Raw genomic sequence first — 19,329 nt, 5'->3', positions numbered from 1 at the left:
TCTTGCCGCCCTTGTCCGACGGGGTGGCCGGGCCGGTGTTCTTCGCCGCGGACTTCGTCTGGGTGCTCACAGCTGCGGTGCCTCCTCGAGTAGCGGGTGGCCCCACTTCGACACGAAGGCGGCCTCCACGGCGGCGCCGACCCGGTAGAGCCGGTCGTCCTTGAGCGCGGGCGCGATGATCTGCAGGCCCACCGGGAGACCATCCTCCGGCGCGAGGCCGCAGGGCAGCGACATCGCCGCGTTCCCGGCCAGGTTGACCGGGATGGTGCACAGGTCCGCGAGGTACATCGCCAGGGGGTCGTCTGCCCGCTCGCCGATCGGGAACGCAGTGGTGGGCGTGGTGGGCGAGACGATGACGTCCACCTGCTCGAAGGCGCGCTCGAAGTCGCGGGTGATCAGGGTGCGGACCTTCTGCGCGGAGCCGTAGTAGGCGTCGTAGTAGCCGGAGCTGAGCGCATAGGTGCCGAGGATGACGCGGCGCTTGACCTCGGGGCCGAAGCCGGCCTCGCGGGTCAGCGCGGTGACCTCCTCCGCGGACTTCGTGCCGTCGTCGCCGACCCGCATCCCGTAGCGCATCGCGTCGAAGCGGGCCAGGTTGCTGGAGCACTCCGACGGCGCGATCAGGTAGTACGCCGCCAGGGCGTAGGTGAACGACGGGCAGGACAGCTCGACGATCTCCGCGCCGAGCCCGCGCAGCAGCTCCACCGACTCCTCGAACCGCTGGACCACGCCGGCCTGGTAGCCCTCGCCGCCGAACTCCTGGATCACGCCGATCCGCAGGCCGCTGACGTCGCCGTTGCGGGCCGCCTCGACGACCGGCGGGACGGGCACGTCCACGGAGGTGGAGTCCAGCGGGTCGTGGCCGGCGATCACCTCGTGCAGCAGCGCCGCGTCCAGCACGGTGCGCGCGCACGGGCCGCCCTGGTCCAGCGAGGAGGAGAAGGCGACCATGCCGTAGCGGGAGACCCCGCCGTAGGTCGGCTTGACCCCGACGGTGGCGGTGACCGCGGCGGGCTGCCGGATCGAGCCGCCGGTGTCGGTGCCGATCGCCAGCGGCGCCTGGTACGACGCCAGCGCCGCGGCCGAGCCGCCGCCCGAGCCGCCCGGGATGCGGGTGAGGTCCCACGGGTTGCCGGTCGGGCCGTAGGCGCTGTTCTCCGTGGAGGAGCCCATCGCGAACTCGTCCATGTTCGTCTTGCCGAGGATCACCACGTCGGCGTCCTTCAGCTTCCGGGTGACCGTCGCGTCGTACGGCGGCAGCCAGCCTTCGAGGATCCTGGAACCGACGGTGGTCGGCACGCCCTCGGTGGTGAAGATGTCCTTCAGCGCGAGCGGCACCCCGGCGAGCGGTCCCAGCTCCTGCCCGGCGGCGCGCTTGGCGTCCACCGCGCGGGCCTGGGCGAGCGCGCCCTCCCGGTCCACGTGCAGGTACGCGTGGACCTTCTCGTCCACGGCCTCGATCCGGGCCAGGTGGGCCTCGGTCACCTCGACCGCGGTCAGCTCGCCGGACGCGATCTTCTGCGCGGTCTCGGCGGCGGTGAGCCTGATGATGTCCGTCACGGCGTCAGTCCTCCCCCAGGATCTGCGGGACCTTGAAGCGCTGCTGCTCCTGCGCGGGCGCGCCCGACAGCGCCTGCTGCGGGGTCAACGACGGCCGGACGGTGTCCGAGCGCATCACGTTGGTCAGGGGCAGCGGGTGGGAGGTCGGCGGGACGTCCTCGCCGGCCACCTCGGATACGCGGGCTACGGCGCCGATGATGTCGTCGAGCTGTCCGGCGAAGTGGTCCAACTCTTCGCGTGACAGCTCCATCCGTGCCAGCCGGCCGAGGTGGGCGACCTCCTCGGGCGTGATGCCAGGCATGCAGCGGTCCTCTGCGGGGTGAGATGTCAATGGGTGCGACCAATCCTACGGTGCCGCGCGCGGGGACCCGCACCCCGTTTCCCCCGGGCGAAGGGGATGCCCGCCCCGCGCCCGCCCTCCGCCCGCGCGGGCGGACCCGCTACGCGTGCTCGGCGGGGAGGGCGGCGGCGGGCCGCTGCCAGCCGCGGTCCCCCCGCGCCTGGAGCCAGTGCGTCGCCTCCTGCTCGGGCATGGCGGCGGCCACCAGCCAGCCCTGGACCGCGTCGCACCGCAGGTCCCGCAGCCGCTCCCAGGTCTCGTCGTCCTCGACGCCCTCCGCGACGACCATGAGCCCGAGGGAGTGCGCGAGGTCGATGGTGCAGCGCACGATCTCCGCGTCCTCGGCGTCCGCGATGAGCCGGGCCACGAACGAGCGGTCGATCTTCAGCTCGCTGACCGGCAGCCGCCGCAGGTGCACCAGCGAGGAGTAGCCGGTGCCGAAGTCGTCCAGGGACATCTTCACGCCGTGCCCGGTGAGCCCGTTGAGCGTGTCGGCGGCCCGCTGCGGGTCCTCCAGCAGGACGTGCTCGGTGATCTCCAGTTGGAGCGAGCCGGGCGGCACCTGGTGGCGGGACAGCCGGGCGGCGACCGCGCCGGCGAAACCCGGGCTGTGGACGTCGCGGGGCGAGACGTTGACGGCGACGGGCACGTCGAGTCCGAGGGCGCGCCACCGGGCGATCTGGGCGAGCGCGGTGTCCAGGACGTACTCGGTCAGCCGCGGCATCAGCCCGGAGGTCTCCGCCATCGCGATGAACTCCTCCGGGTTGACCCGGCCCCGCTCGGGGTGCTCCCAGCGGACGAGCGCCTCCAACCCGGCCACCTGGCCGTCGAACCGCACCTTCGGCTGGTAGTGGAGTTCGACGTCGCCGGCGTCCAGCGCCCGCCGCAGGTCGCCGAGCAGGCCGAGCCGGTCGGGGGTGTTGGCGTCGCGGGTGGCCTCGTAGACCTCCGCGCCGCTGCGGTCCCGTTTGGCCTGGTACATCGCCACGTCGGCGCGGCGCAGCAGCCCCTCCGCGTCGGAGGCGTGCTCGGGGAAGACGCTGACGCCGGCGCTGGCCTCCAGCACCAGCGTCAGCCCGTCGAGGTTCAGCGGTGAGCCGAGCGCGGCGACCAGGGAGCGGGCGATCCGCTGCGCGCGGGTGGCGGAGTCGCAGGCGGGCAGCAGCACCGCGAACTCGTCGCCGCCGAGCCGGGCCGCCTCGGCGCCGCGCGGCAGGGCCAGCCGCAGCCGGTCGGCGACCTGGAGCAGCAGCCGGTCGCCGGCCAGGTGTCCGAGGGTGTCGTTGACCGACCGGAACTTGTCGAGGTCGATGAGGATCAGTCCGACCCGGCCCCAACTGCCGGGCGGGCTCGTGTCGGGTCCGCCGCTGCCGGCGCTGCGCGCGGTGTCGATGGCCGACCACGTGCGCTCCAGCAGCCACTGCCGGTTCGGCAGGCCGGTCAGCGGGTCGCGCAACTGCTCCTCGGCCCGGGCGTGCACGATCCACAGCGTGGAGTCGAGCGCGATCAGCGGCACCGCGAACAGCGGCAGCAGTGCCGGCTCGTCGCAGGCGACCACGAGGATCAGCGGGGAGATGCCCAGCAGGGCCGCGCCCACCAGGCCCTGCCGGACCAGGGCGGTGCGCGCCACCGTGGGCAGGCCGCCGCGGGGCGCGAACGCGGCCCACATCAGGGCCCGGGTCGCGGCTAGGTAGGCCAGGGCGGTGACGACGACGGCCGGCAGCGCCGACCAGTCCCAGCCGGACGTGGTCCAGGGCCGCGCCACGGACGGGTGGATGCCGAACAGGGCGAGGCTGAGCGCGCCCGCCCCGATGCCGAGCACGTCGATGGCGCCGTGCAGTCCGGCCTGCCACCACCGGTGCCGGCGGGCGGCACCGACCAGCACCACCACGGCGAGGCTGACCAGCACCGCGGGCACCCAGCCGAACAGCAGCAGCACCGCCAGCACGAGGGCGGCACCGGAACCGGTGCCGCCCCACCACCGGTCGCGTCCCATCGCGACGAGATGGCCGACGATGATGCCGGTGAGCACCGCCAGCGCCCAGCCGACCCGGCCGCCGGGGAACAGCGCGTCGCCGTCGTCCAGCAGCCGCCCGACCCCGGCGGCGAGCACGGCGGTCGCCGCGACCAGCACGGACCAGCGCACGACGGGCGCCGGGCAGGTGGGGAGGACCGGCGCGGCCGCGCTGCTCCGGGGCAGCCGTGCCGCTCCGGCACTCTCCGTGGGTTCCATACCCATGTCCCTCTCACAGCCCGTGAAGCAAGCAGGTGCGCGAGTGCCGGGACGGACACGGGGCGGACGGGTGGGCCGCCGCGATCCTGCTGCCCGACGGGAGCGCTCCTCAACAGTAGGCCGCGGCACGCCGTCGCGGGCACCGATCGGCCGTCAATGCTTCCGTGCGCCCCGGTACGTCCGCACCCGAACTCGCCGTTCTGATATAGGCCGATCGGGTGACATGTGGCGGTAGGTCAGTCTGATGTGCCGTCGGGTCCGGCCGCCGGGCCGGCCGGGTCCGCCGGGTCCGCCTCCTGCTCCGGGGCTGCTTCCGGCTCCGCCTCCTGCCCCGGCTCCCCCGCCGTCTCCGCTGCCTGCTCTGCCGCCGGCTCCGGCTCCGGCGGGTTCACCGTCACCGCACGGGCGGCGTCCGCGCCCTGGTCGAGGAGCACTCCGAAGCCCGCCTCGTCGAGGATCGGGACCTTGAGCTGGACCGCCTTGTCGTACTTCGAGCCGGGGTTGTCGCCGACCACCACGAAGTGGGTCTTCTTGGAGACCGAACCGGTGACCTTCGCGCCCAGGGCGCTCAGCTGCTCCTTCGCGCCGTCGCGGGTGTGCCCGGCGAGCGTGCCGGTCACCACCACGGTCAGCCCCTCCAGGGGCCGCGGCCCCTCGTCGGAGCCCTCCTCGGTGAAGGTCACACCGGCGGCGCGCCACTTCTCGATGATCTCCAGGTGCCAGTCCACCGCGAACCACTGCTTGAGCGAGGCGGCGATGGTCGGCCCGACCCCGTCGACCGCGGCCAGCTCGGCCTCCTCGGCGTCCTTGATCCGGTCCAGGTCGCGGAACTCGCGGGCGAGCGCCTCGGCGGCCACCGGGCCGACGTGCCGGATGGACAGCCCCGTGATCACCCGGGCCAGCGGGCGCTCCTTGGCCGCCGCGATGTTCTCCAGCATGGCCAGCGCGTTCTTCTTCGGCTCGCCCTTCTGGTTGGCGAAGAAGGTGACCACCTTCTCCTCGCCGGTCTCCGGGTCGCGCTTGGGCAGGCCGGTGTCCTGGTCCAGGACGTACGACCGGATCGGCAGCAGCCGCTCGATGTCGAGGGCGAAGAGGTCGCCCTCGTCGGCCATCGGCGGCTGGTCGGGGGCGAGCGGCTGGGTCAGCGCGGTCGCCGCGACGTATCCGAGGGCTTCGATGTCCAGGCAGCGGCGGCCGGCGAGGTAGAAGATCCGCTCGCGCAACTGGGCGGGGCAGCGCCGCGCGTTGGGGCAGCGCAGATCGATGTCGCCCTCCTTCATCGGCTGGAGGGCGGTGCCGCACTCGGGGCACTCGGCGGGCATCACGAACTCCCGCTCGCCGCCGTCCCGCAGGTCGGCCACCGGGCCCAGGATCTCCGGGATGACGTCCCCGGCCTTGCGCAGCACCACGGTGTCGCCGATCAGCACGCCCTTCTTCTTCACCACCTCCTGGTTGTGCAGGGTGGCGAACTCGACCTCGGAGCCGGCCACGGTGACCGGTTCGACCACCGCGTACGGCGTGACCCGGCCGGTGCGGCCGACGCCGACCCGGATGTCCAGCAGCTTGGTGTTGACCTCCTCCGGGGCGTACTTCCAGGCGATCGCCCAGCGCGGGGCGCGCGAGGTGGAACCGAGCCGGCCCTGGAGCGGGACCTCGTCGACCTTGACCACGACGCCGTCGATCTCGTGCTCGACGTCGTGGCGGTGCTCGCCGTAGTAGGCGATGAACTCGCGGACGGCGGCGAGCGAGCCGGCCACCTTGTTGTGGCGGGCGGTGGGCAGGCCCCACGCGCGCAGCAGTTCGTAGGCGTGCGACTGGCAGTCGACGTCGAAGCCCTCGCGGGCGCCGATACCGTGCACCACCATGCGCAGCGGGCGGGTGGCGGTGACCCGGGGGTCCTTCTGGCGCAGCGAGCCGGCCGCGGCGTTCCGCGGGTTGGCGAAGGGCTTGTCGCCGGCCTCGACCAGCCGCGCGTTCAGCTCCTCGAACTTGTCGCCGGGGAAGTAGACCTCGCCGCGGATCTCGACCAGGTCGGGCACGCTGTCGCCGGCCAGCCGGTCGGGGATGTCGGAGATGGTGCGGACGTTCGGCGTGATGTCCTCGCCGGTGCGGCCGTCGCCGCGGGTGGCGGCGCGGGTCAGCCGGCCGCCTTCGTAGGTGAGGTTGACCGCGAGGCCGTCGACCTTCAGTTCGCACAGGAAGTGGTACGGGCTGCGGGCGTTGTCGGGCGGGCCGAGTTCGGCGGCGACCCGGTCGGCCCAGGTCGCCAGTTCCTCGTCGCTGAAGGCGTTGTCCAGCGAGAGCAGGCGCTCGCGGTGCTGGACGGAGGTGAACTCCGTCTCGTAGGCCCCCGCGACCTTCTGGGTGGGCGAGTCCGGGGTGCGCAGCGAGGGGTGCCGCTCCTCGACCGCCTCCAGCCGGCGCAGCAGCCGGTCGAACTCGGCGTCACTGACCACCGGCGCGTCGTTCACGTAGTAGCGGAAGCGGTGCTCCTCGACCTGCTCGGCCAGGCGCGCGTGCTCCTCGCGGGCCTCGGCGGGGATCTCCGCCCGGCCGGCCTCCTGCTCGGCTGCCACGTCCGTGTCCCTCCTACCAATCGGGCCGCAAGCGGCCGCACTGCCTCGTCACTCCGGGTTGTCGACGAGCGAGCGCGCCGCCCTCGCGCAGTGCACGAGCGCGGCACGGGCATAGGCCGGTGAGGCCCCCGCCAGACCGCAGGACGGGGTGACGGCGACGGAGGAGCCCAACGCCCCCGGTGCCAGTCCCAACCTGCGCCACAGCGCCCGAACACCACTGACGCTACCGGCTGGGTCCGACAACGGGGCGTCCGTGCCGGGCACGACACCGGCGAAGAGCGCGGTGCCGGCCTCGACGGCCTCGCCGAACGCGTCCCAGTCACGCTCGGTGAGCAGACCGAAGTCGAAGGAGATGCCGGCGACCCCGGCGCGGCGCAGCAGCGCGAACGGCACGTCGGGGGCGCACGAGTGGACGCTGACGGCCGCGCCGGCCGTCTGTGCCGCGCCGACCAGGTCGCGCAGCGCGCCCTCCACGACGGCGCGGTCCACCGCGCGGTGGGTGCGGTAGCCGCTGGCGGTCCGGACCTGGCCGCGCAGCACCGCGGTGATGCCCGGCTCGTCCAGTTGCAGCAGCAGCCGGGCGCCGGGCACCCGGCGGCGGACGTCCGCGAGGTGAGCGCGCAGGCCCTCGGCGAGGGAGGCGGTCAGGTCGCGGACGGCGCCCGGGTCGCGCAGCGCGGCCTCGCCGCCGTGCAGTTCGACGGCCGAGGCGAGCGTCCAGGGGCCGACCGCCTGGATCTTGAGCGGGCCCTCGTGGCCCTGCGTGAACTCCTCCAGCGCGTCCAGGTCCTCGCCGAGCCAGGCCCTGGCCCGCTTGGTGTCGCGGCCGGGGCGGTCGCCGAACCGCCAGCCGCTGGGCTCCACCCGCGCGTAGAGGTCCACCAGCAGGCCGAGGGTGCGGCCGATCATGTCCGCGCCCGGACCGCGGCCCGGCAGCTCGGGAAGGTGGGGCAGCGTGTCGACGGCCTGCGTGGCCACCCGGGCGGCTTCTCGCGCGTCTCCCCCGGGCATCGACCCCACGCCCGTCGCGGCGCCCTCGGGCAGGGTGAAACGTTCACTGGTCTCGGTGCTCACGCTGGCAGCGTAGAGGCTCGGCCGGTCCGCCCGGACCGCCGGTCCGGGCCGCGGGTGCCGGCCGCGGGTGCGTCAGGTCGCACGCCCGGGGCCGGGGCGGACCGTGAGGTCCGGGATCGTGGCGTCGGCGGGCAGGTCCAGCGCGGTCAGCAGGGCGGTCGCCACGGACTCCGGGGCGATCCAGCGCGAGGGGTCGTACGGCCTGCCCTCCTGCTGGTGGACCTTCTGCTGCATCGGCGTGGCGGTCCGCCCGGGGTAGACCGTGGTGACGCGGACGCCGGCGTCCTGCTCCTCGGCGCGCAGCGAGTCCGCGAGGGCCCTCAGGCCGTGCTTGCTCGCGGCGTACGCGCTCCACTCGGCGTGCGCCTGCAGCCCGGCGCCGGAGTTGACGAAGACCACGGTGCCGCGGGACAGCCGCAGTTGGGGCAGCACCAGTCGGGTCAGTTCGGCGGGGCCGACGAGGTTGACCGCGAGGGTGTGCTCCCACAGCTTCGGGGTGATGTCGCCCACCGGCCCGAGGTCCACGGTGCCGGCGACGTGCAGCAGCGAGTCCAGCCGGTCCGGGAGCGCCTGCTTCTCCAGCGCCCAGGACAGCCGGGCCGGGACCGCGAGGTCCCCGACGACGGTGCGCGCCCCGGGGAACGCGTCGGCGAGCTGCCGGGCCCGGCCGGCGTCCCGGGCGAGCAGCCACAGGTCGTCGCCGCGGGCCAGCAGGGTGCGGGCGACGACGGCGCCGATGCCCGATCCGGCGCCGGTGACGAGATGGACGCTCATTAGAGGACCATCCCTTCTGCAGCCCTCTTCGGTAGGGTTGTGACCTCTCGGTCCCGGCGGGTGCATGGCCATCGTCGCGAGCCGTTCGACGGCCAGCGTGAGTTCTGCCAGCCCTGCCGGGCCGAGGCCGTCTGATCGGCTTCAGGGACACGCCCCGCAGAGGGCCGATTAATGAGCTCCCGGCAGACGACCTCACCACCGGGCAGGTGCTCCGCCAGCGGTACAGGAGTACGACGCACGTGTTCATCGGATGGGACTGGGCGACCGAAACGCACGACGTGACGGTCATGGACGACACCGGCAAACGCATCGACCGGTGGGAACCGACCCACACCGAGGAAGGGTTCGCCAAGACCCTGGCCCGGCTGCGCAAGCACGCAGATCCCGCGGACCTGCCGGTCGCCATCGAGACCACCAGGGGCCTGGCCGTCGACCGGCTCCTGGCCGCCGGGCACCCGGTGGTGCCGGTGCACCCGAACGCCTTTCACGCGATGCGGGCACGCTGGGGCGCTTCCAAAGCCAAGACCGACGCCGGCGACAGCATGAAACTCGCCGACTACCTGCGCACCGACGGCCACCTGCTGCCCCGGCTGGAGCCCACCGAGCCGGCCACTCTCGACCTGCAGGCCCTCACCCGCCAGCGCGCCGACCACATCGAGGCCCGCATCGCCGCCGTCAACCAACTCGCCGCGCTCCTGGACGAACACTGGCCCGGCGGCAAGGCAGTCTTCGGCAAGCTCGACAGCGACATCGCCCAGGCCTTCCTGGAGCGCTACCCGACCCCGGCCTCCGCCGCCAAGCTCACCGCGGGGCGCCTGGAAACCTGGTGCAAACGCCGTGGCTACTGCGGCAAGAAGCCCGGCAGCGTCCTCATCGAACGCCTGCGCTCGGCCCCCACAGCCGCCTCCCGCCTCAGCGAGACGGTCGTCGAGCACCTCATCCGTGTCCAGGTCCAGCTCGTGCACGGCATACGCGCGACCATCCGCGCCCTGGACAAGGCCATCACCGAGGCCACCGCCACGCACCCTTACGCGCCGCTGTTCGCCACCCTGCCGCGCATCGGCACGATCAGCCTCGGCCAGGTCATCGGCGAGATCGGCCCGCTCCTGGAACGCGCCCAGACCTGCGAACAGCTGATCGCCGAAGCCGGCGTCGTCCCCGTGACCCGCGCCTCGGGCAAGTCCCGCACAGTCGCTTTCCGCTTCGCGACCAACCGCAGAGCCCGCGTCGCGCTCACGACCTTCGCCGACAACAGCCGACACGGCAGCCAGTGGGCCGCCAAGATCTACGACGACGCCCGGGCCCGCAAAAAGCGGCACCCCCACGCCGTCCGAATCCTCGCCCGATCCTGGCTCCGGGTGATGTGGGCCTGCTGGCGCACCGGCACCTGCTACGACCCCGACATCCACCAAGCCAACAACAAGATCAACACGACCGCCGACGCCCCCCTGGCGGCATAGAGGTTGACTCAGGAAACTCACGCGTGCTCCTGGAGGTAGGCCAGCGCGTCGGCGCCGTCGTCGGAGAAGTGCACCAGCTCGGAGAGCGGCAGGGGCAGGAAGCCCTCCGCCTCCATCCTGCGGAACTGCGCGGCCAACCCGTCGTAGAAACCCGCGCTGTTGAGCACGACCACCGGTTTGGCGTGCAGCCCGTGCTTCTTCAGCTCCAGGATCTCGGTGGCCTCGTCGAGAGTGCCGGTGCCGCCGACCATCACCACGATCGCGTCGCTGCGGCGCAGCAGTTCGGCCTTGCGGGCGGCGAGGTCGGGTGCGATCACCATCTCGTCGGCGCCGGCGCGGGCCTTGGCCCGCAGGAATTCCACGGAGACGCCGACCAGGCGCCCGCCCGCCTCCTGCGCACCGTCGGCCACGACCTTCATCAGCCCGGACTCCGAGCCGCCCCACACCAGCGTGTGGCCGGCCCGGCCGAGCAGCCCGCCGAACTCCCGGGCGGGCGCGGTGTAGCGCTCCGGCAGGTCGGCGGCGGACAGGAAGACGCAGATGTTCAGCGGGCGGGTGGCGCGCGGCCCGCCGGTGGCGGGCACCGCGCGCGGGACCGGTCCGGCGGCGGGAACGTCCACGGCGGCCGGTGCGGGCGCCGCCGCCACCGGGTCGCTCGCGAGGTCCGCCGCGGGGCCGGCCGTCCGGTCGGTCACGCGGTGCGTCCCGCGCCGGCCGGGGCGGGGCGGTCGCGGCGGCGCTCGCGGTCGCGGTCGGTGGCGGCGATGGTCGCGGAGCCGACCACACGGGTGCCGTCGTAGAGCACGACCGCCTGGCCGGGGGCGATGCCGCGCATCGGCCGGCCGAGGGAGACGTGCAGGGTGCCGTCGAGGAGTTCGGCGGTGGCCGGCGCCTCCTCGCCGTGGGCGCGCAACTGGGCGGTGTACGCGGCCGGGCCGGCGGGCGGGGTGCCGCACCAGCGCGGGCGGATCGCGGTGAGCGCGGTCACGTCGAGGGCCTCGGCGGGGCCGACGGTGACGGTGTTGTCCACCGGCGAGATGTCCAGGACGTAGCGCGGCTTGCCGTCGTCGGCGGGCACACCGAGCCGCAGGCCCTTGCGCTGGCCGACGGTGAAGCCGTACGCGCCGGTGTGGGTGCCGACCACGGCGCCGCTCTCGTCCACGATGTCGCCCTCGCGGGTGCCGAGCCGCTGGGCGAGGAAGCCCTGGGTGTCGCCGTCGGCGATGAAGCAGATGTCATGGCTGTCGGGCTTGCGGGCCACGGTCAGGCCGCGGCGCTCGGCCTCGGCGCGGATCTCGTCCTTGGTGGCCGCGGTGTCGCCGAGCGGGAACATCGCGTGTGCGAGCTGCTGCTGGTCCAGCACGCCGAGGACGTAGCTCTGGTCCTTGGCGGCGTCGCCGGAGCGGTGCAGTTCGCGGCTGCCGTCGGGGGCGGTGCGCACGGCGGCGTAGTGGCCGGTGCAGACCGCGTCGAAGCCGAGGGCGAGGGCCTTGTCGAGGAGCGCGGCGAACTTGATCTTCTCGTTGCAGCGCAGGCAGGGGTTCGGGGTGCGGCCGGCGGCGTACTCGGCGACGAAGTCGTCCACCACGTCCTCGCGGAAGCGGTCGGCGAGGTCCCACACGTAGAAGGGGATGCCGATCACGTCGGCGGCCCGCCGGGCGTCCCGGGAGTCCTCCAGGGTGCAGCAGCCGCGGGCGCCGGTACGGAAGCTCTGCGGGTTGGCGGACAGGGCCAGGTGCACCCCGGTCACGTCGTGGCCCGCCTCCGCGGCCCGGGCGGCCGCGACCGCGGAGTCGACGCCGCCGCTCATGGCGGCCAGCACGCGGAGCCGCTGCCGCGGCGGCTCGGTCGGGAAATCGGTCACCCGACCAGGGTAACGGGCCCCCCGGCCCGGTCCGCGCGCCCTGGACGGGGGCAGGGGCGGGGGCAGGGGCGGACGGGGCGCCGGGGCGGGGACGGGCGGAGGTGCGGACTCGCGGGGCGGGCGCCGAGGCGGGAAGGACGGCCGCCGGACACTGAGCGCTCGCTCGGTCTTTGCCCGGGAAAGGCTGGACAAGCCCGTCTTACCGCTGGGTAACATGTGGTATGGCACTGAGCACGGCCCGCGCGGCCATCGACGACAGCGAGTTCGACCGGGACACCTCGGTGGCGGCCAGGGCCGACGAGCCCGGGGTGTACGACGCGGAGCTGTCCGAGGGGTGGACGATCGGCTCGGCGGTCAACGGCGGGTACCTGCTCGCGGTGGCCGCCCGTGCCCTGCGCGCGTGGCTGCCGCACCCGGACCCGCTGACGATCACCGCGCACTACCTGACCCCGGCGACGGCCGGGCCCGCCGTGATCCGGACGCAGACCGTGCGGGTCGGGCGGACCATGTCGACGGGACAGGCGTTCCTCCTCCAGCGCGCGGAGGACGGCACCGAGGTCGAACGGCTGCGGGTGCTGGCCGGCCACAGCGCGCTCGACGCGCTCCCCGACGACGTGCGCACCTCGGCCCGGCCTCCCCTGATGCCGGCGTACGACGCGTGCGTGGGCCGCGAGAGCGCGCCGGAGGGCGCGCCGTTCGTCGGGTCCACCGCGATCATGGACCGGCTGGACCTGCGGCTCGACCCCGCGACCGCCGGGTGGGCGGTCGGGGCGCCGTCCGGGGCCGGCGTCATCCGCGGGTGGCTCGGGCTGGCGGACGGCCGCGACCACGACCCGCTGTCGCTCCTGCTGGCGGTCGACGCGCTGCCGCCGACCGCGTTCGACCTCGGGCTCCAGGGGTGGACCCCGACGCTCGAACTCACGGTGCACCTGCGGTGCCGGCCCGCGCCCGGGCCGGTGCGGGTCTCGCTCACCACGCGGAACCTCGCGGGCGGGCTGCTGGAGGAGGACGCCGAGGTCTGGGACAGCGCCGACCGCCTGGTGGCGCAGTCGCGCCAACTGGCGAGGGCGCCCCGCGGGTAACGGCCCCCCGAGCCGCCCCGTACTGCCGTCCCCGGGTCCGCCTCCCGGTGGGAGGGCCCCCGGGCCGCCCGGAGGGCCCCAGCGCCCCCTCGGCGGGCGCGGCGCCTCCCGCGGGCAAGGGGTGCGCCCCGCGCCGGCGCTGGGGGCACCCCCAGGCGAAGCCCTGGGGGCGGGGCGGCGCCCTCAGCCAGCCACCGGCCCGCGGCCGGAGACGCCACGGGAACCCCCACGACGCAGGCCCGAGGTGCGCGGAAAACGGCGCGCTCGACCGGCCACGGGCAGGTGGTCCCGGGACCGACGGGACCGACCACCCCGGCGGGTCAGGGGCACCCTCTAGAATCTGGGGATCATGGCCTACCTCGATCACGCCGCCACGACGCCGATGCTCCCGGAGGCGGTCCGGGCGATGACCGCGCACCTGACGGTGACCGGGAACGCGTCCGCACTCCACGCAGCCGGCCGGCAGGCGCGCCGTACCGTCGAGGAGTCCCGGGAGGCGCTGGCCGCGGCGCTGGGGGCGCGGCCGAGCGAGGTGGTGTTCACCGCCGGGGGCACCGAGTCGGACAACCTCGCCGTGAAGGGCCTGTTCTGGTCCCGCCGCGCGGAGGACCCGCGCCGGGTGCGGGTGCTGGCCAGCCCCGTGGAGCACCACGCGGTGCTCGACGCGGTGTACTGGCTCGCCGACCACGAGGGCGCCGTCGTGGAGTGGCTGGAGGTCGACGCCCTCGGCCGGGTGCGGCCGGACGCGCTGCGCGCCGCGCTGGAGCGGGGCGCGGGCCCCGACGACGTGGCCCTGATCACCGTGATGTGGGCGAACAACGAGGTCGGCACCGTGTTGCCGGTCCCCGAGCTCGCCGCGGTCGCCCGGGAGTTCGGCGTGCCGATGCACTCCGACGCGGTGCAGGCGTTCGGCCAGGTCGCACTCGACTTCGCCGGCAGCGGCCTGGACGCGATGACGGTCACCGGGCACAAGGTGGGCGGCCCGTACGGCGTCGGCGCGCTGCTGCTGCGCCGCGAGGACACGCCCGTGCCGCTGCTGCACGGCGGCAGCCAGGAGCGCAGCCGGTCCGGCACCCTCGACGTGCCCGCGATCGCCGCGTTCGCCACCGCGGGCACCCTGGCGGCGGAGCGGCGCGCGGAGTTCGTCCGCCATGTCGGCGCGCTGCGGGACGAGTTGGTGCGCGGGGTGCTGGCGGCCGTCCCCGACGCGGTGCTCAACGGCGACCCCTCCCCCGCCGGGCGGCTCGCCGGCAACGCCCACTTCACGTTTCCGGGCTGTGAGGGCGACGTGCTGCTGCTCCTGCTCGACGCGCAGGGCATCGCCTGCTCCACCGGTTCCGCGTGCACCGCGGGCATCGCCCAGCCCAGCCACGTGCTGCTCGCGATGGGCAGGTCCGCGGCGGACGCCCGGGGCACCCTGCGGTTCTCCCTCGGGCACACCTCCACCGCCGAGGAGGTGGCGGCCCTGACCGGGGCGATCGGCCCCGCGGTGGAACGCGCCCGCGCCGCCGGCCGCACCTGACGCACCCGGCGCCCGGCCGCAGCGGGCACCCGGTCGCACCGGGCGCCCCCACCGGGCAGCCGGCCGCACCAGGGGCCCTCCCCGCCCCATGCCTCCGCCCCACGCCGCACGCCGGGCGCCCCTGCCCCGCCCGCCTTGGACCACCGCTCAGGACGCGCCCAGCGCCTCACTGCCGGCGGCCTTCGGCGCCCGCGGCCCGGGCACGCCCGGGCCGGCCCCCGCCGCGCTGTCCGCCCTCGGGCGGCGCCTGCCGCGGCGTTCCAGCGCCTCCGCGAGCTGGGAGAGGGCCGCGTTGACCACGACGTAGACCACCGTGACCGTGAGGTAGCTCTGCAGGAAGTCGTGCGTGTAGGAGCCCAGCACCTTGCCCTGGTTGAGGAGTTCGGGATAGCTGACGACGTATCCGAGGGTGGTGTCCTTGAGCAGGCTGACCAGTTGGGAGACCAGCGTGGGCACCACCAGGCGGACCGCCTGGGGCAGCACCACCAGCCACATCACCTGGCGGCGGCCCAGCCCGAGCGCGTGACCGGCCTCGGCCTGCCCGGGGTCCAGCGCGAGGACGCCGGCCCGGAAGACCTCCGCGAGCAGCGCCGAGGTGCACAGCACCACCGGGATGACCAGCTCCCAGAAGACCGGGAAGGTGTAGCCGGCCCGCGGGATGCCCATCAGGAAGACGTAGAGCACCAGCAGCAGCGGCACCGAGCGGAAGAGCTCGACGAAGCCGCCGGCCGCCAGCCGCAGCACCCGGTGCGGCGAGAGCCGGCCGAGCGCCAGCAGCGCCCCGGCCGGCAGCGCGATGAGCGCGGCCGTCCCCGCGGCCTTCAGCGTCCGCACCAGCCCCTGGAGCAGGAACCGCTGGTAGGGCCACTGCCCGAACGGCTGCCACCGGGTGCGGTCGAGCTGGCCGTGGCGCGCGAACTGGTGCAGGCCGAGCGCGATCAGCCCGGCGATGACCAGGACCGACAGGGCGGTGGCGGCGCGGATCCGGCGCCGGGCCCGCGGGCCGGGCGCGTCGAAGAGCACGCGGTTCGGTGCGGTCACCGGCGCACCGCCATCCGCTTCTGGAGCCGCCCGGCGAGCAGCGCGACCGTCAGGGTGACCAGCACGTAGCCGGCCGTGGCGAGCAGGAACGTCGGCACCGGCTCGTCGTACTGCAGGTCCAGCCACTGCGTGCGGCCGATGAGTTCGCTGACGCCGACCGCCGCGCCCAGGGAGGAGGAGAGCACCACGCCGATGAAGATGTTCGCCAGCGGCTGGACCATGGTGCGGAACGCCTGCGGGAGGATCACCAGGGCCAGCGACTGCCCGAAGGTCATCCCGATCGCGCGGGCCGCCTCCGCCTGCCCGACCGGGACCGCGTTGATCCCGGCCCGCACCGCCTCGCAGACGTAGGCGGCGAAGTACAGCGCCAGGCAGACCGCCTCGGAGGTGAACAGCGAGTAGGTGATGCCGGCGTCGGGCAGGCCGAAGACGAACAGCACCAGGAACGCCAGCAGCGGCACGTTGCGGAACACCTCGACGTACAGAGTGCCGACCACCCGCAGCGGGAGCACCGGGCCGACCCGCATCACCGTCAGGAGGGTGCCGAGGACCACCGCGCCGGCGAAGCCGAGCAGGGACAGCTCCAGGGTGGTGCCGAGCCCGCCCGCGAGATAACCGATGTGTGCGACGACCTCACGCATGGCAGGCCGTCAGGAGCCGTCGGCGGAGCCGATGGTGGGCGGCGCGGGCGGCGAGCCGGCCACCTTGGTGCCGATCGTGGCCTTCCACAGCCTGGCCCACTCGCCGTCGGCGTAGATCGTCTTCAGCCAGGCGTTGACGAACGCCTTCGCCTCCGGGTCGCCCTTGGGCAGCCCGATGCCGTACGGCTCCTGGGTGAACGGCTGCCCGACGACCTTCAGCGCCGGGTCGTTGGCCACGTCGCCCAGCAGGATGCCCTGGTCCAGCACGTAGGCGTCGGCCCGTCCCTGCTTGACCGCGGCCACGCACTCGCCGTCCTCCTGGAAGAGCAACGTCTTGGCCTTCGGCGCGAACTTCCGCAGGTCCAGCGCGGCCGTGGAGTTGCCCTCGGTGGCGACCGTCCTGCCGTTCAGGTCGGCCGGCTCGGTGATCGTGCTGTTGCCCGCCTTGACCAGGATCGCGTCGCCCGACTCGTAGTACGGCCCGGCGAAGGCGATCTTCCGGGCGCGCTGCGGGGTGATGGTGTACGTGGCGAACACCGCGTCCACGGTGCCGTTCTGCAGCATGGTCTCGCGGGTGTCCACGGTGACCAGGGAGAGCTTCGTGGACGGCTTTCCGGTGACGTACTTCGCCAGCATCTGCGACAGTCCGGCGTCGAAGCCCTCCAACTGGCCGCTGACCGGGTTGCGCTGGGAGAACATCGCGGAGGAGTCGGTGCCGCCGACCAGCAGGGTGCCGCGCTTCCTGACCTTCGCCATCCAGGAGCCGGCGGTGATCGCGGAGGCCGGGGCGACCGGGGCGGCGGCGACCACCTGCGCCTGGGTGAGCGCCGACGGCTTCCCCGCGCCCGGGGCGCCGCCGGCCGGCGGCAGCGAGGAGCCGCCGCCACCACCGCAGGCGGTCAGCACGCCGGCCAGGGCGAGCACCGCGCCGGCCGCGGCCCCCCGGCGCCTGCGGCCCCGTCCGGCGCCTTCTCCGTCTCCGTGCTCCGACCGGTTGCCGTTCTTCTGGGGGACCATGGATCTCCTTCGGTACGGGTGGGCTGGCCGGCGTCTCGCCTCGGGCGTCAGGCGTCAGTGCCGGAGGATGGTGGAGAGGAAGTCGCGGGCGCGCTCGGTGCGCGGATCGGTGAAGAACGCCTCGGGTGTGCCGGTCTCGACGACCTGGCCGGCGTCCATGAACACCACCCGGTCGGCGGCCCGGCGGGCGAACCCCATCTCGTGGGTGACGGCGACCATCGTCATGCCGTCGCGGGCGAGGCCGACCATCACGTCGAGCACCTCCCGGATCATCTCCGGGTCGAGTGCCGAGGTCGGCTCGTCGAAGAGCATCAGCTTGGGGTGCATGGCCAACGCGCGGGCGATGGCGACGCGTTGCTGCTGACCGCCGGACAGCTCCGCGGGGTGCCGGGACTCCTTGTCGGCCACGCCCACCCGCTCCAGCAGTGCCCGCGCCTCCTCGACCGCCCTGCTCCGGGGCACCTTGCGCACCCGGGTCGGGCCGAGCACCACGTTCTCCAGCACGGTCTTGTGCGCGAACAGGTTGAACGACTGGAAGACCATCCCGACGTCGGCCCGCAGCGCCGCCAACGCGGCGCCCTCCTGCGGCAGTTCGCGGCCGTCGAAGACGATCCGGCCGGAGTCGACCGTCTCCAGCCGGTTGACGCAGCGGCACAGCGTGGACTTGCCGGAGCCGGACGCGCCGAGCACGACGACGACCTCGCCCTCGTGCACGTCCAGGTCCACGTCGCGCAGCGCGACGAAGTCGCCGAACCGCTTGCTCACCGCCTCGATGCTCAGCAGCACCCTCCCGGTCCCACCGCTGCCGCCGGCCGGTCCGCCGTCCGGAGTCCCTTGCGCGTCTTCGACCATGCCCTTGACGATAGGGGGCGGCGTGGCGGAACAGTAGCCGCCGCCGCGTCATCGCACGGCGGGCTCCGGACGCCGGTCGTCGGCGTTCTCCGGGTGGTGGCAGGCGACTTGGTGGCCGGGGGCGAGCTCGACCAGCGGCGGCTGCTCGGTCGTGCACACCTGTGTCGCCTTCCAGCAGCGGGTGTGGAAGCGGCAGCCGGCCGGCGGCGAGATCGGCGAGGGCACGTCGCCGGTGAGCAGGATGCGGCCGTTGCTGCTGACCGGGGCGGCCGCCGTCCGCGCCGCCTCCGCGCCGTCGCCGCCGTCCGTGGGGGCGTCCGCGCCGTCCGCGGCGGGGGCCGCCGGCGTCAGCGTGCGCCGGTTGCGCCGCTTCGGGTCCGGCACCGGCACCGCGGACAGCAGCGCGGTGGTGTACGGGTGGAACGGGGTGCTGTACAGCGTCTCCCGGTCGGCCAGTTCCACCACCTTGCCGAGGTACATCACCGCGATCCGGTCCGAGACGTGCCGGATCACCGACAGGTCGTGCGCGATGATCACGTAGGTCAGGCCCAGTTCGGACTGGAGGTCGTCCAGCAGGTTGACCACCTGCGCCTGGATCGACACGTCCAGCGCGGAGACCGGCTCGTCGGCGACCACCAGCTTCGGGCGCAGCGCCAGCGCCCGGGCGATGCCGATCCGCTGCCGCTGCCCGCCGGAGAACTCGTGCGGGTAGCGGTTGTAGTGCTCGGGGCTGAGGCCGACCAGCTCCAGCAGCCCCTGCACCTCCTTCTTCACGCCGTTGTCGGTGGCGACCTTCTGGAGCCGGAAAGGCGTGCCGACGATGGTGCCGACGGTGTGCCGCGGGTTGAGCGACGAGTACGGGTCCTGGAAGATCATCTGCACGTCGCGGCGCAGCGGGCGCATCTCGCCGGTGCTCAGGTGCGTGATGTCCCGGCCGTCGAACTCGATGGACCCGCCGGTCGGTTCGAGCAGCCGGGTGATCAGCCGGCCCATGGTGGACTTGCCGCAGCCGGACTCGCCGACCACGCCCAGCGTCTCGCCCGCGTTGACCTGGAAGTCGATGCCGTCCACCGCCTGCACCGCGCCGACCTGGCGGCGCAGCAGGCCCTTGGTGATCGGGAAGTGCTTGGTCAGCCCGGTGACCGTCAGCAGCGGTTCCCCGGTCGGTTTGCGGGGCGCGGGGGTACGCGGCTGCGGCTCGGTGCCGGCGGCCGGTCCGCCCTTGTCCAGCGAGGTCTGCTCCGCCACGGTCCCGTCCCGGCCCTTCCCGGCCGCCGCTTCCCGGCCCTGTCC

The 19,329-nt window shown here is 74.1% G+C and carries 16 protein-coding genes; 3 read left to right on the top strand and 13 right to left on the bottom strand.

All coding sequences use genetic code 11. The features are described 5' to 3' along the window. Positions 1-66 precede the first annotated feature (66 nt). The 6 genes from gatA to RVR_RS26350 form a co-directional block, all read right to left on the bottom strand. Positions 67-1,560, bottom strand: a complete 1,494-nt coding sequence (gatA, locus tag RVR_RS26375; RefSeq protein ID WP_202236396.1) for an Asp-tRNA(Asn)/Glu-tRNA(Gln) amidotransferase subunit GatA — start codon at positions 1,558-1,560, stop codon at positions 67-69. A 4-nt stretch (positions 1,561-1,564) separates the two neighbouring features. Then, entirely contained in the window at positions 1,565-1,861 is a 297-nt protein-coding gene (gene gatC / locus RVR_RS26370) for an Asp-tRNA(Asn)/Glu-tRNA(Gln) amidotransferase subunit GatC (protein ID WP_202236395.1), read from the bottom strand. 139 nt (positions 1,862-2,000) lie between these two features. Beyond that, complete coding sequence (locus RVR_RS26365) at positions 2,001-4,133, bottom strand: putative bifunctional diguanylate cyclase/phosphodiesterase (protein ID WP_202236394.1); 2,133 nt, start codon at positions 4,131-4,133, stop codon at positions 2,001-2,003. A gap of 236 nt (positions 4,134-4,369) precedes the next feature. Next, positions 4,370-6,709, bottom strand: a complete 2,340-nt coding sequence (gene ligA, locus RVR_RS26360) for an NAD-dependent DNA ligase LigA (protein ID WP_202236393.1) — start codon at positions 6,707-6,709, stop codon at positions 4,370-4,372. Between the two features lie 48 nt (positions 6,710-6,757). Then, complete coding sequence (locus RVR_RS26355) at positions 6,758-7,783, bottom strand: methionine synthase (protein WP_202236392.1); 1,026 nt, start codon at positions 7,781-7,783, stop codon at positions 6,758-6,760. A 72-nt stretch (positions 7,784-7,855) separates the two neighbouring features. After that, the gene (locus RVR_RS26350; RefSeq protein WP_202236391.1) at positions 7,856-8,557 is read right to left on the bottom strand and encodes an SDR family oxidoreductase; all 702 of its coding nucleotides are present in this window, start codon (positions 8,555-8,557) and stop codon (positions 7,856-7,858) included. A 239-nt stretch (positions 8,558-8,796) separates the two neighbouring features. Here RVR_RS26350 and RVR_RS26345 point away from each other — a divergent pair, with 239 nt between their 5' ends. Next, entirely contained in the window at positions 8,797-10,017 is a 1,221-nt protein-coding gene (locus RVR_RS26345) for an IS110 family RNA-guided transposase (protein ID WP_202232771.1), read from the top strand. Positions 10,018-10,034: 17 nt separating this feature from the next. On the opposite strand, the gene RVR_RS26340 is transcribed toward RVR_RS26345, so the two are convergent. Together RVR_RS26340 and mnmA are read right to left on the bottom strand one after the other, a co-directional pair. Then, on the bottom strand, positions 10,035-10,565 hold the full coding sequence (locus RVR_RS26340) for an LOG family protein (protein ID WP_202239196.1): 531 nt from the start codon (positions 10,563-10,565) through the stop codon (positions 10,035-10,037). Positions 10,566-10,708: 143 nt separating this feature from the next. Then, positions 10,709-11,827: a tRNA 2-thiouridine(34) synthase MnmA gene (gene mnmA, locus RVR_RS26335; RefSeq protein WP_202239194.1), complete on the bottom strand. Its 1,119-nt coding sequence runs from the start codon at positions 11,825-11,827 to the stop codon at positions 10,709-10,711. Between the two features lie 275 nt (positions 11,828-12,102). Here mnmA and RVR_RS26330 point away from each other — a divergent pair, with 275 nt between their 5' ends. Together RVR_RS26330 and RVR_RS26325 are read left to right on the top strand one after the other, a co-directional pair. Next, on the top strand, positions 12,103-12,963 hold the full coding sequence (locus RVR_RS26330; RefSeq protein ID WP_202236390.1) for a thioesterase family protein: 861 nt from the start codon (positions 12,103-12,105) through the stop codon (positions 12,961-12,963). A 349-nt stretch (positions 12,964-13,312) separates the two neighbouring features. Next, the gene (locus RVR_RS26325) at positions 13,313-14,485 is read left to right on the top strand and encodes a cysteine desulfurase family protein (RefSeq protein WP_202236389.1); all 1,173 of its coding nucleotides are present in this window, start codon (positions 13,313-13,315) and stop codon (positions 14,483-14,485) included. A 147-nt stretch (positions 14,486-14,632) separates the two neighbouring features. On the opposite strand, the gene RVR_RS26320 is transcribed toward RVR_RS26325, so the two are convergent. From RVR_RS26320 to RVR_RS26300, 5 genes are read right to left on the bottom strand one after another with little or no spacing between them, the layout of a single operon-like run. After that, complete coding sequence (locus RVR_RS26320) at positions 14,633-15,526, bottom strand: amino acid ABC transporter permease (RefSeq protein WP_202236388.1); 894 nt, start codon at positions 15,524-15,526, stop codon at positions 14,633-14,635. Next, on the bottom strand, positions 15,523-16,167 hold the full coding sequence (locus RVR_RS26315; RefSeq protein WP_202236387.1) for an amino acid ABC transporter permease: 645 nt from the start codon (positions 16,165-16,167) through the stop codon (positions 15,523-15,525). The genes RVR_RS26320 and RVR_RS26315 overlap by 4 nt, the downstream gene beginning before the upstream one ends. 9 nt (positions 16,168-16,176) lie before the next feature. Beyond that, the gene (locus tag RVR_RS26310; RefSeq protein WP_202236386.1) at positions 16,177-17,184 is read right to left on the bottom strand and encodes a glutamate ABC transporter substrate-binding protein; all 1,008 of its coding nucleotides are present in this window, start codon (positions 17,182-17,184) and stop codon (positions 16,177-16,179) included. A gap of 54 nt (positions 17,185-17,238) precedes the next feature. Continuing rightward, on the bottom strand, positions 17,239-18,036 hold the full coding sequence (locus RVR_RS26305) for an amino acid ABC transporter ATP-binding protein (RefSeq protein ID WP_202236385.1): 798 nt from the start codon (positions 18,034-18,036) through the stop codon (positions 17,239-17,241). 48 nt (positions 18,037-18,084) lie between these two features. Then, entirely contained in the window at positions 18,085-19,266 is a 1,182-nt protein-coding gene (locus tag RVR_RS26300; RefSeq protein WP_202239192.1) for an ABC transporter ATP-binding protein, read from the bottom strand. Positions 19,267-19,329 lie beyond the last annotated feature (63 nt).

Origin of the sequence: Streptomyces sp. SN-593 (genome assembly GCF_016756395.1) — a bacterium.
Classification (GTDB): domain Bacteria; phylum Actinomycetota; class Actinomycetes; order Streptomycetales; family Streptomycetaceae; genus Actinacidiphila; species Actinacidiphila reveromycinica.
This window is presented reverse-complemented; position numbering and strand designations above follow the sequence as displayed.

Bases quoted from the DNA above. Each gene is read 5' to 3' on its own strand.
- gatC (WP_202236395.1), bottom strand. From the start codon at position 1,861: ATGCCTGGCATCACGCCCGAGGAGGTCGCCCACCTCGGCCGGCTGGCA.
- RVR_RS26350 (WP_202236391.1), bottom strand. From the start codon at position 8,557: ATGAGCGTCCATCTCGTCACCGGCGCCGGATCGGGCATCGGCGCCGTC.
- RVR_RS26315 (WP_202236387.1), bottom strand. From the start codon at position 16,167: ATGCGTGAGGTCGTCGCACACATCGGTTATCTCGCGGGCGGGCTCGGC.
- mnmA (WP_202239194.1), bottom strand. From the start codon at position 11,827: ATGAGCGGCGGCGTCGACTCCGCGGTCGCGGCCGCCCGGGCCGCGGAG.
- RVR_RS26325 (WP_202236389.1), top strand. From the start codon at position 13,313: ATGGCCTACCTCGATCACGCCGCCACGACGCCGATGCTCCCGGAGGCG.
- RVR_RS26365 (WP_202236394.1), bottom strand. From the start codon at position 4,133: ATGGAACCCACGGAGAGTGCCGGAGCGGCACGGCTGCCCCGGAGCAGC.
- RVR_RS26305 (WP_202236385.1), bottom strand. From the start codon at position 18,036: ATGGTCGAAGACGCGCAAGGGACTCCGGACGGCGGACCGGCCGGCGGC.
- RVR_RS26310 (WP_202236386.1), bottom strand. From the start codon at position 17,184: ATGGTCCCCCAGAAGAACGGCAACCGGTCGGAGCACGGAGACGGAGAA.
- RVR_RS26330 (WP_202236390.1), top strand. From the start codon at position 12,103: ATGGCACTGAGCACGGCCCGCGCGGCCATCGACGACAGCGAGTTCGAC.